This is a genomic window from Bifidobacterium saguini DSM 23967 (assembly GCF_000741715.1).
GTDB lineage: Bacteria > Actinomycetota > Actinomycetes > Actinomycetales > Bifidobacteriaceae > Bifidobacterium > Bifidobacterium saguini.
Genome location: NZ_JGZN01000006.1, coordinates 59,571 through 75,162, shown reverse-complemented (window position 1 = coordinate 75,162; position 15,592 = coordinate 59,571). Strand labels below are relative to the sequence as shown.

10 protein-coding genes and 2 pseudogenes are annotated in these 15,592 nt (G+C 56.0%); all 12 read right to left on the bottom strand.

The features are described from left to right. Window positions 1-45: 45 nt before the first annotated feature. The gene (locus BISA_RS03510) at window positions 46-1,776 is read right to left on the bottom strand and encodes an LpqB family beta-propeller domain-containing protein (RefSeq protein ID WP_033890258.1); all 1,731 of its coding nucleotides are present in this window, start codon (window positions 1,774-1,776) and stop codon (window positions 46-48) included. Then, a complete protein-coding gene (mtrB, locus tag BISA_RS03505; RefSeq protein WP_081889992.1) occupies window positions 1,773-3,506 on the bottom strand; it encodes an MtrAB system histidine kinase MtrB in 1,734 nt (577 codons plus the stop codon). Before mtrB ends, BISA_RS03510 begins: the two co-directional genes overlap by 4 nt. 65 nt (window positions 3,507-3,571) lie before the next feature. After that, window positions 3,572-4,287, bottom strand: a pseudogene (mtrA, locus tag BISA_RS11890) (MtrAB system response regulator MtrA). A 72-nt stretch (window positions 4,288-4,359) separates the two neighbouring features. Further along, a pseudogene (locus BISA_RS11885) lies at window positions 4,360-5,738 on the bottom strand (replication-associated recombination protein A). A gap of 50 nt (window positions 5,739-5,788) precedes the next feature. Then, a complete protein-coding gene (locus BISA_RS03490) occupies window positions 5,789-8,362 on the bottom strand; it encodes a DEAD/DEAH box helicase (protein WP_033890257.1) in 2,574 nt (857 codons plus the stop codon). 6 nt (window positions 8,363-8,368) lie between these two features. Next, window positions 8,369-9,379 (bottom strand): PPK2 family polyphosphate kinase, encoded by a 1,011-nt coding sequence (locus tag BISA_RS03485; protein WP_033890255.1) that lies wholly within the window; start codon window positions 9,377-9,379, stop codon window positions 8,369-8,371. A 48-nt stretch (window positions 9,380-9,427) separates the two neighbouring features. Next, window positions 9,428-10,930: an acid phosphatase gene (locus tag BISA_RS03480; RefSeq protein ID WP_033890254.1), complete on the bottom strand. Its 1,503-nt coding sequence runs from the start codon at window positions 10,928-10,930 to the stop codon at window positions 9,428-9,430. Window positions 10,931-11,034: 104 nt separating this feature from the next. Continuing rightward, complete coding sequence (locus BISA_RS03475; RefSeq protein WP_237746083.1) at window positions 11,035-12,234, bottom strand: amino acid ABC transporter permease; 1,200 nt, start codon at window positions 12,232-12,234, stop codon at window positions 11,035-11,037. 4 nt (window positions 12,235-12,238) lie between these two features. Next, a complete protein-coding gene (locus BISA_RS03470; protein WP_033890253.1) occupies window positions 12,239-12,916 on the bottom strand; it encodes an amino acid ABC transporter permease in 678 nt (225 codons plus the stop codon). After that, a complete protein-coding gene (locus tag BISA_RS03465; protein ID WP_033890251.1) occupies window positions 12,916-13,755 on the bottom strand; it encodes a glutamate ABC transporter substrate-binding protein in 840 nt (279 codons plus the stop codon). The genes BISA_RS03470 and BISA_RS03465 overlap by 1 nt, the downstream gene beginning before the upstream one ends. Window positions 13,756-13,769: 14 nt before the next feature. Further along, window positions 13,770-14,570, bottom strand: coding sequence for an amino acid ABC transporter ATP-binding protein (locus tag BISA_RS03460; protein WP_033890249.1), 801 nt, complete (start codon window positions 14,568-14,570; stop codon window positions 13,770-13,772). A gap of 180 nt (window positions 14,571-14,750) precedes the next feature. Continuing rightward, window positions 14,751-15,302, bottom strand: a complete 552-nt coding sequence (locus BISA_RS03455) for a YbaK/EbsC family protein (protein WP_033890248.1) — start codon at window positions 15,300-15,302, stop codon at window positions 14,751-14,753. Between the last annotated feature and the right edge of the window lie 290 nt (window positions 15,303-15,592).

Below are 15,592 nucleotides of genomic sequence, written 5' to 3'. Positions count from 1 at the left end.
AGTTTTTCATATCTTCATATGCCAGAACAATGCGCACAACGCGAATCATTGTGAACCCAAAGCGGTAACCTGACTATCCGCAATAGACCAGGAGCCGTCCAAAGAGCCGGAAACCGAACGCACGGTACCAGTGTCATCAAGTACAGCCAAACGGCGATACAGACTAATCTGGCCCGAAGCCATCGATACTATCGTGCCTTCAGGCAGGCGCTGCACGGTATCAGGACCGGGCACAATCTGACGATATGCGCTCTGCTGGGCTCCATCCTGAGGCGCCGAAGTGGCATACACGAGATTCAAATCGTTATAGAACGAGAGCATGGCCACATTCTGCGTTCGGCTTACCTGCGCCGCCGCTTTACTCAATCCGATGACATCGTTATTGGCATCGCGCACAATGCCGGTAATCGCCACGCCGCTCAACGAGCCTCCGTTGATGGCCACCGCCAAACGCGCACCTTCGGTGGATACGTTCACGGAAGTCACCACTCCCCCGTCATCCAGCCACGGCATATCCAGTTTTATGGATTTCTCATTGCGATAGACGTACAGCGTCTTGCCATCCTTGCTGACCGCCCACACTTCACCGTTCAACCCGGCCGTTATCGAACGTACGCGAGCATTGCCGAACAGCGTGCCGCAGGAGCCGCCGCCTGCATCCAAGCATTTCACAACACCGTCCGCCTGCAATACCGCTCCCCCATTGGTGGAGAATGTGAATCCGAGCGCATCATCAAACCCGGAAGCATCCCCCACGCGCAGCGGGCTGGAGCTGGACAGCGAAACCACATGACCACCGGTCAACGTATATACACCTACCGCCGGCTGATCGGCATCGAGCTTGATATTCGAATCGGCATCCGAATAATCCACACCATCGCCGGTCACTTTCAGGTTATATCCCGAATTGCCGTCACCCAACGTCAATCTGATGCGATGCACCAGCATGCTACGGTCTTCGTCACTGAGTGCATTGATGCCGCGAGTAAGGCTGACTTCCACCGAACTGTCTTGCACCGGCACTGAGTCCACGGCCAAAGACACCGTATTCGCACCGGGTTCCTTCACCGCATCCTTCAGCCAGCTCGGCGCATCGCCCAATACTTCTCGCACCGCCTGAGTACGCCAGTTGCGCCAGCTCAGCCAACGAACGTCCGGCACTAATTGTTTGCCGGAAGAAGCCACCTGATAGACGGAAACCTGTCTGAACACCTGGTCGAAATCCGCGGTGGAAATCACCACTCCGTTTTCCAGCGAGGAAATACGCCACTGTCCTTTTCGCTTGATCAACGTGTATGACAGTTTTCGAGATTGCGTATCATGCACTGGCGTATACGAACCATGTGAATCCAGTGCGCCCACTACTTGCACGTTCACTTCTACGATGAGCGAGCTTTCCGCGCCTTGCGGAGCGGTCATTGTGTTGGCACGGCGGCGAAAATCAGGAGTACCGCTGTAAATCACTGCGGAGCCATCGCCATTCCATGTGGTGGAGGCTGAGGATGTGAGGAATTCGCGGGCCACACGGTACCCGTCTGACTGCACGCCAGCCGGCATAGCATCATAAAAACCTTCAACGATGCTTTCAGGCTGCGCATCATCATTGGGCCCTTGTGGATTGGTGTACACGCGCTGAGTCTGCTGCTGCACCGGAGCAAGCGTCTGAACGCTGCCGCTGGTCGGTAAAGCGAATGGGCTCGAGCAGGCGGTCAAAGCCGCTGCGCATAGCGACGTTGCGATGGAGGCGATGATCGATCGTATGCGCTTGTCTTTCATTCGTCACCATCCTCATCATCGGTTGGATGTGTGCCATTATCCTGAGCAGATGGCGCGATGGCTACCGCATTGCTGCGCTCCGCAACCGGACTTTCCGCTACACCGAATCCACCGGAAACCGAGAAGTCATCCGGAGCCTCACTCGCGAAAGTAATGGGAAGATCACTATCCGCCACTTCCCCGTTCAGAGGATCGCGTGGCAGCATCACCAGGAACCATGTACCTTCCCCCAATGCCGAGCGCACGCGAATCGAACCATGATGCAGGAGCGCATCGGTCATGGAAATAGATAGGCCCAGACCAGTTCCTCCGGTGATGCGGGAACGGGATGGGTCGCCTCTCCAGAATCGGTCGAACACATGGACCACAGTGTTCGCATCCATGCCTACACCGTAATCTCGCACGCTGATGACCACGGCCTTGCGATTGGCCGCGATACGCACATCAATGGGTTTGTCTTCGGCGAAATCAACCGCATTGGCCAAAAGATTGCGAACAATACGGGTCACGCGGCGAGCATCGACTTTGGCGAGCACCTGCACATTGGGCAGCATGGCACGAATATTCACATGTTTGGCCGCCGCAATACCAGTCACCTGCTCAATGGCATCGTTCACTGGATCGCGCATATCAGCATCCACCAAATCCAATGCAGCATAGCCGGCATCGTATCGGGAGATTTCCAACAGGTCAGCGAGCAAATCCTGAAAACGATTAATCTGGCCAGACAGCAGTTCAACCGTACGCTTTGTTGCCGGATCGAAATCATCTTTTTTCATTTCCAGCAAATCGGAAGCCATACGCATGGTGGTCACCGGGATGCGCAGTTCATGGCTCACGTCGGAGACGAACCGTTTCTGCGAGGCACTGGCTTCCTCAAGCTGATCGATTTTCTGATTCAATGAATCAGCCATGCCGTTGAACGAACGCTGCAGCACGCCAAGCTCATCCTTGCGATTCACTTCCACGCGCGTATCAAGATTGCCGGATGCCAGGGTTTCCGCCGCATATGCCACATGCTCCACTGGGCGAACGATGCCGCGAATCACCATCCACATCACTACGCCCACCGCTATGGAAAGCAGCGCGCACACAGTCAACAGGCTGAGCTGAATCTGCGTCAGCGACTGCTGTTGCAGCGCATAGGAATACACGGCGAAAAATTCCAGATTCCCGGCCACGCCATAATCCAATACCGTGCCCAGCACAGCACCTGGCGTGTTCCCATTCCATGCATCAGAGGCGATGGGCAGATTCACCGGCTGATAGAACACATTGCCTTCCACATCGGAAGCCACTGCGGAATGCATATCAGCGGTGATGACATCCTCATATGTAGGCTCGGTGGAAATAGGGATGATGGAACGTGCCGTGGATTCTCGGCTCCACATATACACGCCCACCAGATTGGATGCACCGTCAGATTGCAGGTTCGAAGCCAGATCATTGACAAGCTGTTGAATCTGCACGGTGGTGGTGGCATCAGAGGCATCCAAACCGGTTTGCGCCTGCTCCACCATATTGGAGAAATCCGCTTGAGACTGGGATGTGGTTTGCGTGAGCAGTGACGCGCGCACCGAAATCATCGAAACCATAGAGAACACAATGACCACAGACAAGGTGAGCAACACCGTCAAGGCCACGGTTCGAGCCTGCAGTGAGCGGCGTACTTCGGAACGCCCATGCCTGAGCAACCGTTTGAAACTGAAACGGAAGCTGTGGTGGGGCATGACCAACGTGGTACGTGTCTTAGGTGAGGTCTCCGGGGTTTGCAATGGTGCCGAATCAGTCACGATCAGTTCTCAGGAGTCACAAATTTGTAGCCGATGCCGCGCACCGTTTGAATGATTTGCGGATTCTCGGGGTCGTTCTCCACTTTGGCACGCAAACGCTGCACATGCACATTCACCAAACGGGTATCGCCGGAGCTCTCATACCCCAGACATCATGCAATAGCGTGGAACGGCTGATGGCCTCCCCTGCGGCTTTGGCGAGTACGAACAACAGCTCGAACTCCATTGGCGTCAACCCCAGATCCTTGCCATCCTTGGTTGCCGTATGCTCCAAACGATCGATGACGATACCGCCACGTTCAATATGGTTTACAGTGGCGTCCTTGGCCGACGAACCGGATTCCTCGACCGCTACGGGGCGCGCAATACGGAAGCGAGCACGGATTCGGGCCAGTAGTTCGGCCACTTTGAATGGTTTGGGCACGTAATCGTCGGCACCCGCTTCAAGACCAGCCACAACATCAGTGGTATCCGACTTTGCGGTGAGCATGATGATTGGCACGTTGGAAGTCTCACGAATACGACGGGCCACTTCGGTGCCGTCCAAGCCGGGAAGCATCACGTCAAGCAGAATCAAATCAGGCTTGACTGTGGGGAACATTTCCACAGCACGCAAACCATCCATGCAGGTGACTGTTTGGAATCCCTCATTTTCCAGCACCAGACTGAGCATTTCGCCAATGGCCTGATCGTCGTCAACAATGAAAATGACCGCCATGCTTTGTTCACACTCCTTATCTTGTGCCACCAACCACACCGCAGGCGTTTACCATTCTGTAATACTCTACTCCTACTCCTTGGCCTCACCTTCGCTATGCAGAATGGGACGTATTTTGGCCAGCCTCTGGCTCACTTCATGCTCATAACCGCGATCATTGGGATGATAGTATTCCGTGCCTCGCAGGATTTCAGGCATGTATTCCTGCGGAGCCACCGCACCAGGCCAATCATGAGCGTATTTATAGCCTTCATGATTGCCCCATTCCTTCATCAGTTTGGTGGGAGCATTCCTGAGATACAGCGGAACAGCACCAATCTTACCCGCATCCACATCGGCAAGCGCCTGATTGATGGCATTGTAGCTGGCGTTTGACTTTGGTGCGGTAGCTACGGCGATGGTGGCTTCGGCCAGAATAATGCGCGCTTCCGGCATACCGACTAAGGCCACGGCCTGTGCTGCGGCTACGGTGACTTGCAAGATCTGCGGCGCGGCCATACCGACCTCTTCACTGGCGGCAATCATAATGCGCCGGGCGATGAACCGCGGATCTTCACCAGCCTGAGCATGCGGGCAAGATAGTGGATTGCAGCATCCGGATCGCTGCCACGCATGGATTTGATGAATGCGGAGATTACATCATAATGGTCGTCGCCGTCTTTGTCATAGCGCACAGTGGCGGTATCCATCACATTGGCAACTACTTCAGGAGTGATAATCGGCCTGCGCGCACCTTTTTTACGAGCTTCGTCTCCAGTGACCGCTCCGGCCGCCGCTTCAAGAATGGTTAATGATTTGCGCGCGTCTCCCCCGGCCATGCGCACGATATCCGCGACGGCTTCGTCCGTGGCTTTGACTTCACCTTTGAGGCCGCGCTTATCGGTAAGAGCTCGCTGCACCAGTTCGGTGAGTTGATCAGGCTCCAATGATTCGAGTTTGACCACCACCGAACGTGATAACAATGGTTTGATAACCGAAAAACTTGGGTTTTCGGTGGTGGCGCCAATGAAGGTCACGTCACGATTTTCCACGGCTGGCAGCAAAGCATCCTGCTGGGATTTGGAAAAACGGTGCACCTCATCGATGAACAATACGGTTTCCTGGCCTTTGGCCACCAACCGTTCATGTGCCCGATTGAGCACATCACGCACGTCCTTGACGCCGGAGGTCACTGCGGAAAGTTCCTCGAACACGCGGCCGGATTGACCTGCCACAATGGTGGCGAGCGTGGTTTTGCCGACTCCTGGAGGCCCGAAGAGAATCACCGAGCTTGGAGCGGTGAGGCTGCCGCGGCTGGCCGGATTAGCAAGGCGGCGCAGGGGGCTGCCCTCCCCCAGCACATGCTTCTGCCCGATCACCTCGTCGATCGTACGCGGCCTCATACGCACAGCCAACGGACGAGTCATCGACTTCGGCGCATCCATCGCCCCAAACAGATCATTCTCGCTCATACTTGCATACTACCCCAGCGTTCGAACATGCGTTCGACGTTGAATTGGCCTCAGTTACTGACCTTGTAGTCGTAGAAAACCACTTCGCCGGTGTCTTGGGTGGCGTCGAGATCCACGATGCCTTCGATGGCCCAGTCGTGATCACCATCGGAGTCATCGATAATCTGGCGAACCTTCCACGTATGCTCATCCTGTTCATGGCTGTCGTCCAGCATAAACAGTTTCGGCGAGCGGGCGTTGGCGGAAATGCCCACGTACTCGTACTCGTCGTAGTAATCGTCGAGCACATCCTCCCATTCGTGCACGCCATAGCCCCAGTCCTTGTCAAGGGCACCGAGCTTGTCCGGATCATCCAAATCCATCAGCTGTACACGGCGGAACAGTGCGTTCCTCACCAGCACGATCAGGCCACGGCGATCTTCCACCACCTGATTCTTCTTGCCGGGCGCAGCCAGGGATGCAGCCGCCTCGGACTGGTCCGCATTGTCACCCGCATTCTCCCATTCATCCACCAGCGAGGAATCAATGGAGCGCACGAGCACACGCAGCCAGGAAATAATATCCTTCAACTGTTCGTCGCGCTTTTCCGGTGGAACCGTGCGAGCAAGCGTACGGTATGCATCGGAAAGATAGCGCAACAGCGTGCCTTCCGAACGGGCAATGTTGTAACGCGCGATGTACCCGGTGAAGTCGGATGCGGTTTCCACCATGTCTCGCACCACCGATTTCGGGCTCAGATAATAATCGTTCGCCCACGGCACATCGTGACGGTACTGGTCGAACGCGGATTCAAGCATGTCTTCCAGCGGCTTCGGATACGTGATTTCCTGCAGCTTATCCATGCGTTCGTCGTAATCGAGACCATCCGCCTTCATGTCTGCGAGCGCCTTGTCTCGAGCCTGACGTTCCTGCGCGCGCAATACCTGCTTCGGGTCTTCCAGCGTGGCTTCGGCCATTGAAATCACGTCCAGCGCATAGGTCTCGGACTCGGGGTCCAGAAGTTCCAACGCAGCGAGCAGGAATGGCGAAAGCGGCTGGTCGAGCGCGAAGTCGTCCGGCATATCCAAGGTCATGTAATAATCCTTGCCACCATCCGAGCGGTCTTCGGTTTCAATCACCTCGGTGTCGAACAGGGTTTGGAAAATCTCGTCGGCACGCTGGTGCAGATGCTCCTTCTGCTCCGGTGTCTGTGCACTGTCGTCGATGAGGTCTTCCACGCGGGCTCGCGCATCGCCACCTTGTGCCACTTCGTTCAAAACCATCGAATGCGTGATCTTCAGATGCGGCACCAAGGTTTCCGGCTCGGCGTCAATGAGTTTGTTGAACGTGTTCTCATTCCACGTCACAAAACCTTCGGGTGCCTTCTTGCGCTTGATCTTCTTGAGTTTCTTCGGGTCTCCCCCAGCCTTGGCGATGGCCTTCTGGTTTTCGATCTCATATTCGGGCGCCTCGGCAATAACCAGACCCTCTGTATCGAAGCCCATACGGCCGGCGCGTCCTGCAATCTGATGGAATTCACGGGCCCTGAGCCTGCGCATCTTGGAGCCATCGAACTTAGTCAATGCGGTCAGCACCACCGAATGAATCGGCACATTAATGCCCACACCAAGCGTATCAGTGCCGCAGATTACCGGCAGAAGGCCTTGCTGGGCGAGCTGTTCGACCAGTCGGCGGTATCGCGGCAACATGCCGGCATGATGAATGCCCACGCCGGTGCGCAGCAGTCGTTGCAGAATCTTGCCGAATGCCGTCGTGAATTTCACGCCTTTAATGGCTTCCGCAATGGCCTGGCGCTGCTCCTTGCTGGATACGCCGGTGGATGCGAGCGCCTGTGCGGTTTCCAGAGCGGCATCCTGAGAGAAATGCACCACGTAAATCGGGGTTTCACCGTTGCGGAAGGCGAGTTCCACGGTTTTCTCAAGCGGGTCGAGCGTGTATTCGTAGCTCAACGGCACCGGGCGCGGCGCATCGGCAATCACATCCACATCCGGGGTGTCGTTCAAATCAGCGAGCTTATCCGCCACGGCATCCACATTGCCGAGTGTGGCGCTCATCAGCAGGAACTGGGTTTGCGGCAGCGTCAAAAGCGGCACTTGCCATGCCCAGCCACGCTCCGGGTCACCGTAGTAATGGAATTCATCCATCGCTACGAGCCCCACATCGGCGTGCGTGCCTTCACGCAACGCCTGATTGGCCAGAATTTCAGCGGTGCAGCAGATAATCGGCGCATCCGCATTGATGTGGCTGTCGCCGGTAATCATGCCCACATTGTCACGGCCAAACACCTCAACCAGATCGAAGAACTTCTCCGAAACCAGCGCCTTAATGGGAGCCGTGTAATACGAACGACGGCCCGTGCACAAAGCGGCAAAATGCATGCCAAGCGCCACCAGGGATTTGCCGGAACCGGTCGGTGTATTCAAAATCACATGGTCTCCGGCAAGGAGGTCCATAATGGCCTCCTCCTGATGCGGCCACGGTTCGATGCCTTTAACATCTGTCACCCAGCCGAAGAACCGCTCGTAAATATCATCGGCGGTAAGGTTACGTTCGCGCTCGTCGCCATCCCATTCAGGCGCCAAACGCCCCAAAGAGCCGTATGCTTGTTCCTTCTCGTCAGTCATAATCCTCTAGTCTAGCTGCCGGCGTACGTCTTCTGGATTTACTCCGGGCTCAAGCGGCGGCCAAGTCATGTTCATATTCTTCAACGTGGTGCGCAACAGTTCGGATACCACAGCTCTTGAATACCAGCGATTATCCGCAGGCACCAGATACCAGGGCGCTGCCGGAGTGCTGGTCTTCTCGAATACTTCCTGCCACGCGGCCATGTAATCATCCCAGCGTTCACGAGCATTCACATCGGAAACGTCGAATTTCCAGTATTTCGTTGGGTCGGTCAAACGGCCCAAGAAATGTTGCTTCTGCTCTTCTCGGCTCACCACCAGGAATATTTTGAGAATCGCGCAACCGGAAACCGCTAAATCCCGTTCGAATTCGTTAATCATGTCGTATCGGGCTCGCCATACGTCTTCCGGATATGTGCCATAGACATGCGGCATCACGATGTCTTCATAGTGGGACCGGTCGAATATGCCAATCCAGCCCGGTTGAGGCAGCTCACGCTCCACACGCCAGAGGAATCCGTGATTCAATTCCTCTTCGGTGGGCTTGCCGAAACCGTGGTAGTGAATGCCCATTGGGTCGCCTTGCCGGAACACATGGCGCACAATGCCGCCTTTGCCGGATGCATCCATGCCTTGCAGCACGATGAGCAGTCTGCGCGGCGAGCCTTTGACACCATTGGCGTACATCAGACGTTGGTAACGGGCGATTTCGGAAGAGCTCAAATCAATGAATCGTTCGCCGTCGAATTTGTCGCCATCGAATCCCGGCGTGGAGTCACCGTCGATATCGGTCACATTCACACCGTGATGGAATAGCAATCGTTGTGCAGGCGGCAGTGACCATACCGCGCTCAATAATTCGCTGGCTTTGGCTGCGTTCGCCATTCGTTCCGCCAACGTGGCGCTTTCCTCGATCATGCCGATCCGGTCTTCGGCAAGTTTGAGCGCTTTATCAATCTGCTTGCCTTGCTTGCCGGCTTTAACGGACTTGCCTGATTTCTTGTCTTCCTTGACCATGCCTTTGATTGTACGTCCGCATACTGCATTTCATCGAGTAATCGACTATTACCGCTTACGGCGTACGCGGAGCAGAAAACCAACGAGCAGAGCCGCCACTGTGCCTACAATCACCGCAGTCAACGCCGGCTGTTGAGCGGCATGCAGCACAGCGAGGTCCGGTCCGGCCGCTTCAGTGCTGTTCTGCCCTGCCGCCACATCGGAGGCTGGATGATTGCCTTTATCCGCATATTGCGCGCTGATCACACTCGGACCGGAAAGAGCTACCTGATCCGCGGTTTCCACTTTGACCACATCACCGTTCGTGTTGAGCGTCACTCGCGCACATAACGCTTTGGCCCAGTTGATGCGCTGCCAGCCCTCTGAAGACTCCCATAACGGATAGCCTGAATCAATTGCAGTGGCTTTCAAAATCGCATTGCGCTGATCGACATGCAGCTGTGGGTAAGCGAGCCGCAGCACGTCTGCTGCACCTCGAGGAGCTTTGAACTCAGCGCCGGCCTGTGCTTTGACTTGCGGGAAAGTGTAGGTCATACGTGCGGTGTAGACACGTACCGCCGAAGCTTGATCTTTCACCGGCTCGGTAGCCACAGGATCCAGGAAATCATTGGTATAACCGGCCGTTGAGTTGGCTTTCACATTGGAGATGCATTCGGTGAGCGTATCGCCATGATGGTCGGCTTTGCAGCGTTCGGTTAGATAATCGCGCAGCTGGCGGGCCGCGGGCACAATCGAAGAGGCGAACTCGTTATGCCAATACTGGCCGTTTTGTGCCGAAGCGCCAATGCGGCCGCCCATGATGTCAAGCGGATAATGCACGCCGAGCACGATGCGATTGTTGCCGGCTTCCGAAGTACGCGCCATGATTTGTGGCGCAAGCTCCGGCAATATGCCGGCGAGTGCTATACCCCACGAATATGCGCCTGTCGTATGCCCGGACGGGTAGGAGCTGTTCTTTTGCAACGTGGAGTAACCGGGAATATGCTCCAGCCATGATGGTGATTCTTTGATATCAAGCGTGGACGGTAGACCAGCCAAATCATTGGTGCCGCCCAACGTGCTTTGCGAACGGTCCAAATACGGCCTCGGGTGCATGGCCGCGCGCTTGGATTGGAAGGTGGAGGCCACATTGAATTTGAACAGGTCAGAAATCTGATTCAGTTTGCCTTGTTTGAATCCTTCGCGCATGTATCGGCCGAGCACGGGGCCGAGCGCATCCGGCAGCGTCTCCTCGCCGTATAGATCCGAGTCGATCAGCGCGCGTTTACGCTGGGCCGTCAGTCCGTTCTTATCGGCATTCTCAGCACCCAAATGATTGATTTCGACCGCCAAATCTTCATCAAGCTTCATGGTTTTGGCATCCAGCACTTTGCCGCCATGTTCGGCATCCACAGGAGCCTGCCAATAGTTTTTCTCATAGTCGGAAAGCAGGGCGACCCAATCAGGATTAGGCAACTGGTCAGCTTGCGCGGTAACGGGTGCCGCTGCCAATGCCAGCGGCAGACATACGGCGATAGCAAAAACGGAGGATAGGTTCCGGAACGTCTTCATACGTTCCAACCTATCCTCCGTTTGGCTACGTAGCTTCAGGCTCGGTAGAACACTCGGTGAACTCTTCGTGCCACCTTAGCCACGGATTAGCGAGGAGCAGCCAATCAGATCTTCGGCTTGCCTCCGAATTTCACATGACCTTTGCCGATGTCGTTGCCGTGCTTGAACACGGTACCGTGATCGGATTGCTCATGCTCGTTCGAGGATAGCTTCGGATCATTGGTCTTGGGACTTGCCGGCTTGCCGTTCTCACGCTCACGCTTGGCTTCCGACTCCGGATGAGTCACGTCATAGCCCTGCTCATACTTGGTCCTACGCCAGTTGCGAATCGAAGCGTTGGTGCCACGGTGGTGTACGTGGTACTTACGCGGCGTACCGCCCAGCGGCAGCTCTTCGACTTCCTTGGCCACTGCAATCTGGTTCACGTTGGAAGCGTCACCAGCAGCAATCGGCGCGACCGGCTCAGGTTCGGCCGGCGCTGCTGTACGCTGCTGCATACGCTCAGGCAGCCATTCGGCAAGCCTGGAGAGCAGCCAGCAGGCGATGAAGTAAACCACCGCAGCCATGACCAGCGTCTGCAGAATATTGAAGTACATCGAGCCAAGTCGGCGAGATTCCTGTAGCAGATCGGTGTACATGATGATGGAACCCAATGCGGTATCCTTCAGCACCACGACCAGCTGAGTGACAGCTGCCGGCAGCATGGCGTAGACGGCCTGCGGCACTTCAATTTCCATCAGCGACTGGGTTTCAGTCAGACCCAAGGCAAGAGAAGCCTCACGCTGACCGCCCGGCAGATTGCCAACGCCGGAGCGCACCAGCTCGGCAACCACGGAACCGTTATAGAGCACCAAGGCCAGCACCACAGCCCAGTAGGAGGGGCTGGGCAGGCCGGCGAAAGCGAACCAGCGCCAGAAGAAAATCATGAGCAACAGCACCGGCACAGCACGGCAGAACTCGACGATAACCGCGGAAACACCGCGCAGCAGAGGGTTCGGCAGCAGTCGGCCGACGCCGAACACCAGACCGAATGCCACAGCACCAATCACTGCGAGTACGGTGGCCTTGATGGTCATCCACAGGCCAGGCAGGTAGAAATCGGTCCATGCTTCTCGCTCGAGTGCGGGTTTCCACAGCTCCCAGCTCAGCTGATTTTCACCGTCCGGCGGATTGTGCAAGCGCATCAGAATCAGGACGAGCACCACGGCGAACGCGAAACCGGCCAGCCAGTTGACAATGCGGATAGTGCGGCGGCCCTTGGGACCAGGAGCGTCGAACAATACGGAATTCGAAGTATCTGCCATGATGTCACCTCCTCACAGCGAGCTTGTTAGACAGGTACGTGGTGAGCATGCCAATCGGAATGATCAGAATCACATAGCCGAATGCGAAGATCAGGAAGATCTGGATAATCACATCCGGACGGAATTCAATCATCTGGCTCATCAGCGATGAAGTTTCAGTGGAAACCGATGCTGCTGCGGCCACGGTGGAGTTCTTCAGCAATGCAATCAGCGTGTTGCCGAGCGGCGCTACGGAACCGCGGAAGGCCTGCGGCAGAATGATTTCGGTGGCGGACTGCATGAAGCCCAGGCCCAGCGCGCGTGCGGCTTCGGCTTGGCCAAGCGGCACGGTGTTGATGCCGGAGCGCAAGGATTCGCACACGAACGCTGCGGTGTAGAGGCTCAAACCGGTTACGGCCAGCCAGAAGAAGTTCGTGGCGAAGGTGTCGGAGAAGCTGAGCTTCAACTGAGCGTAAGCGCCGAGCACCATGAACACCATGATGATGGTCAATGGCAGGTTCTTGAACAGTTCCACGTAGGCGCCGGCCACAGCCCGCAGCGAAGAAATCGGCGAGATGCGCATCACTACGAGGATGACGCCGAGAATCAGGGAGAACAGTGCGCTCCACAAGGTCAGTTCGATGTTGACCAGGAAGGCGCCCAGCACATCATACTGGGAGAATAGTTCCAGGAATCCGTTCATCAGTTGATCTCCCCCTCATCCGGAGTGGGCGGGTTGTAGCGCACGTCAGGCGTGTAATTGGTGCCCTTGGTGTTGTCGCTGATGGCGTTCTCCCATGAACCGTCCTGAATCATGTCCACGATGGCGTTGTTGATCTTGGTGGCGAATTGCGTATCGCCCTTCTTGATGCCCACGCCATAGTATTCCTGAGTGAACGGCTTGCCGACCACACGCAGCTTGCCACGGGAAGCGGAGGCGAGACCTGCGAGAATGATGTCATCGGTGGTCACAGCGTCCACAATGCCGGAGAACAGTGCAGTAGCGCATTCGGCGTAGCCGGGCTGTTCCATAAGCTGCACTTCGGAAGCGAACTTCTCCTTGACGGTTGCCGCCGAGGTGGAACCGGTCACGGAGCATAGGCGCTTACCATTCAAATCTTCCGGGCCGTTGATGGACTGATCGTCCTTGCGCACCAAAAGATCCTGGCCGGCCACAAAGTATGGGCCCGCGAAGGAGACGGCCTTCTTACGCTCGTCCGTAATGGAGTAGGTGGCGAGAATCATATCCACGTCGCCGTTTTGCAGCATGGCTTCACGCTGCTTGGAAGGGGCTTCCTTCCAGATGATCTCATCCTCGGAGTAGCCGAGCTTTTTAGCGATGTATTTGGCCACGTCCACGTCGAAGCCCACATACGTGCCGGACTTCTTGAAGCCCAGACCCGGCTGGTCGAATTTGATGCCGATGCGGATTTTGCCGGCTTCGTCCTGCCCGCATGCCGCCAAGGACATGGTGCAGGCCAAAGCGCAGGCAGCCGCGATAATGCGCCCGGCTGTGCGCTTGAATCGTTTGCTCAATGTCATGCGTGCACCCTCTTTCAGTGGGTGAGAATCTTCGAGAGGAAGTCCTTGGCACGGTCGGTCTTCGGATGTTCGAAGAACTCGTCCGGAGTGTTTTCCTCCAAGATCTGGCCGTTGGCCATGAACACGATACGGTCGGCGGCCTTGCGGGCAAAGCCCATCTCGTGGGTCACGCAGATCATCGTCATGCCTTCGTGAGCGAGCTCGACCATAACGTCAAGCACTTCGTTCACCATTTCCGGGTCGAGTGCGGAGGTCGGCTCGTCGAACAGCATCACCTTCGGACGCATGGCGAGTGCACGGGCGATGGCCACACGCTGCTGCTGACCACCGGACAGTTGAGACGGCATCTTGTTGGCCTGGCTGGCCACGCCAACGCGGTCGAGCAGGTCCATAGCAAGGCGCTCGGCTTCCTTCTTATCCATGTGACGCACCTTGATTGGGGCAAGGGTCACATTCTCAAGAATCGTCTTGTTGGCAAACAGGTTGAAGGACTGGAACACCATGCCCACTTCAGCGCGCAGGCTGGCGAGCTCCTTGCCTTCCTGAGGCAACGGCTTGCCGTCGATACGAATATCGCCGGAATCAATGGTTTCCAGACGGTTGATGGTGCGGCACATCGTGGACTTACCGGAGCCGGAAGGTCCGACCACCACAAGCACCTCACCCTTGGTCACAGTGAGATTGATGTCTTTCAGGACATGGAGATCGCCGAAGTGCTTCTCCACATGAGTCAGTTCGACCAGCGGTCGTCCTGCAGGTTCATTGCCCGGCACCAGCGGTGTCACAGGGCGCGTTTCTTCTTGTTTCTCTGACATAAGCGGTCAGTATAACCGCATTGTGTTACCGAAATAACACCCATCGGACGAATGGCGTTCATAATGTGAGACAAAATTCGTCAGCACGTGCAACGTCAATAATCGTGAACGTTCACATCGATACTGTGACAAACGCTATGCAATTCACCATAGCTATAGTGTGACTATCTTCTCTTTATCTCAGCCGCGCGGCTTGCCAAGCGCAGAGACGAACTGCACACCGGGAATATCAGCGAAAATCGAGCCGTCCACTACAAGCTTGGATGGGCGGATACCGGAACCCAGGTACAGCTTCGGAATCGAAAGAATGTGCTGATCGACCAACAGCGGCCAGCCATCCGGCAAACCAATCGGCGACATGCCACCGGATTCCATACCAGTGGCCTCCACCGCGGCATCGATTGGAGCGAAGCTCACCTTGGACACCTCCAACGTGTGCTTGACCACACCGTTCAAATCGGCGCGCGTATCAGCCGTTACAAATGCTGCCGCGAACTCAGGCGGCGCTTTACGGGTCTTATGCGTGTGCACCACCACGACGTTGCCGGTGATGGCGAATGGAATACCATACTTCGGGCACCATAGGTCCGTGTCTGATTCCTCATCCGTGTTGATGGTTACACCCAGAATCTTGCTCTCCGGCACCCCAGCCGCCACTAATGCGTTCAGCTTGTCAAACACCGGCTTGGCCAGCAAATCGCCGTCGCGCCAATCCAATATTTCCAACGTCATAAGAATCCCCCTCATTATCAAATGAACTGGGGCCAGAATAACGAAAGCGCCAGCAGCACATGCCACTGGCGCTATTCGCATTAGCTATACAGCGTTATTACTCATGTACCAATCCTCCCACTGTGTGGCAATTCCTCCACGGTGTGGCAATTCCTCCACGATGTGGCAATTCCTCCACGATGTGGCAATTCTTCCACGATGTGGCATTAGCGAACTTGACAACAATCCAAAAAGCCTGAAATTCCGCCATTTTCCAAAACCACACCGTGTGCAGGTTGCCACACCGTGGG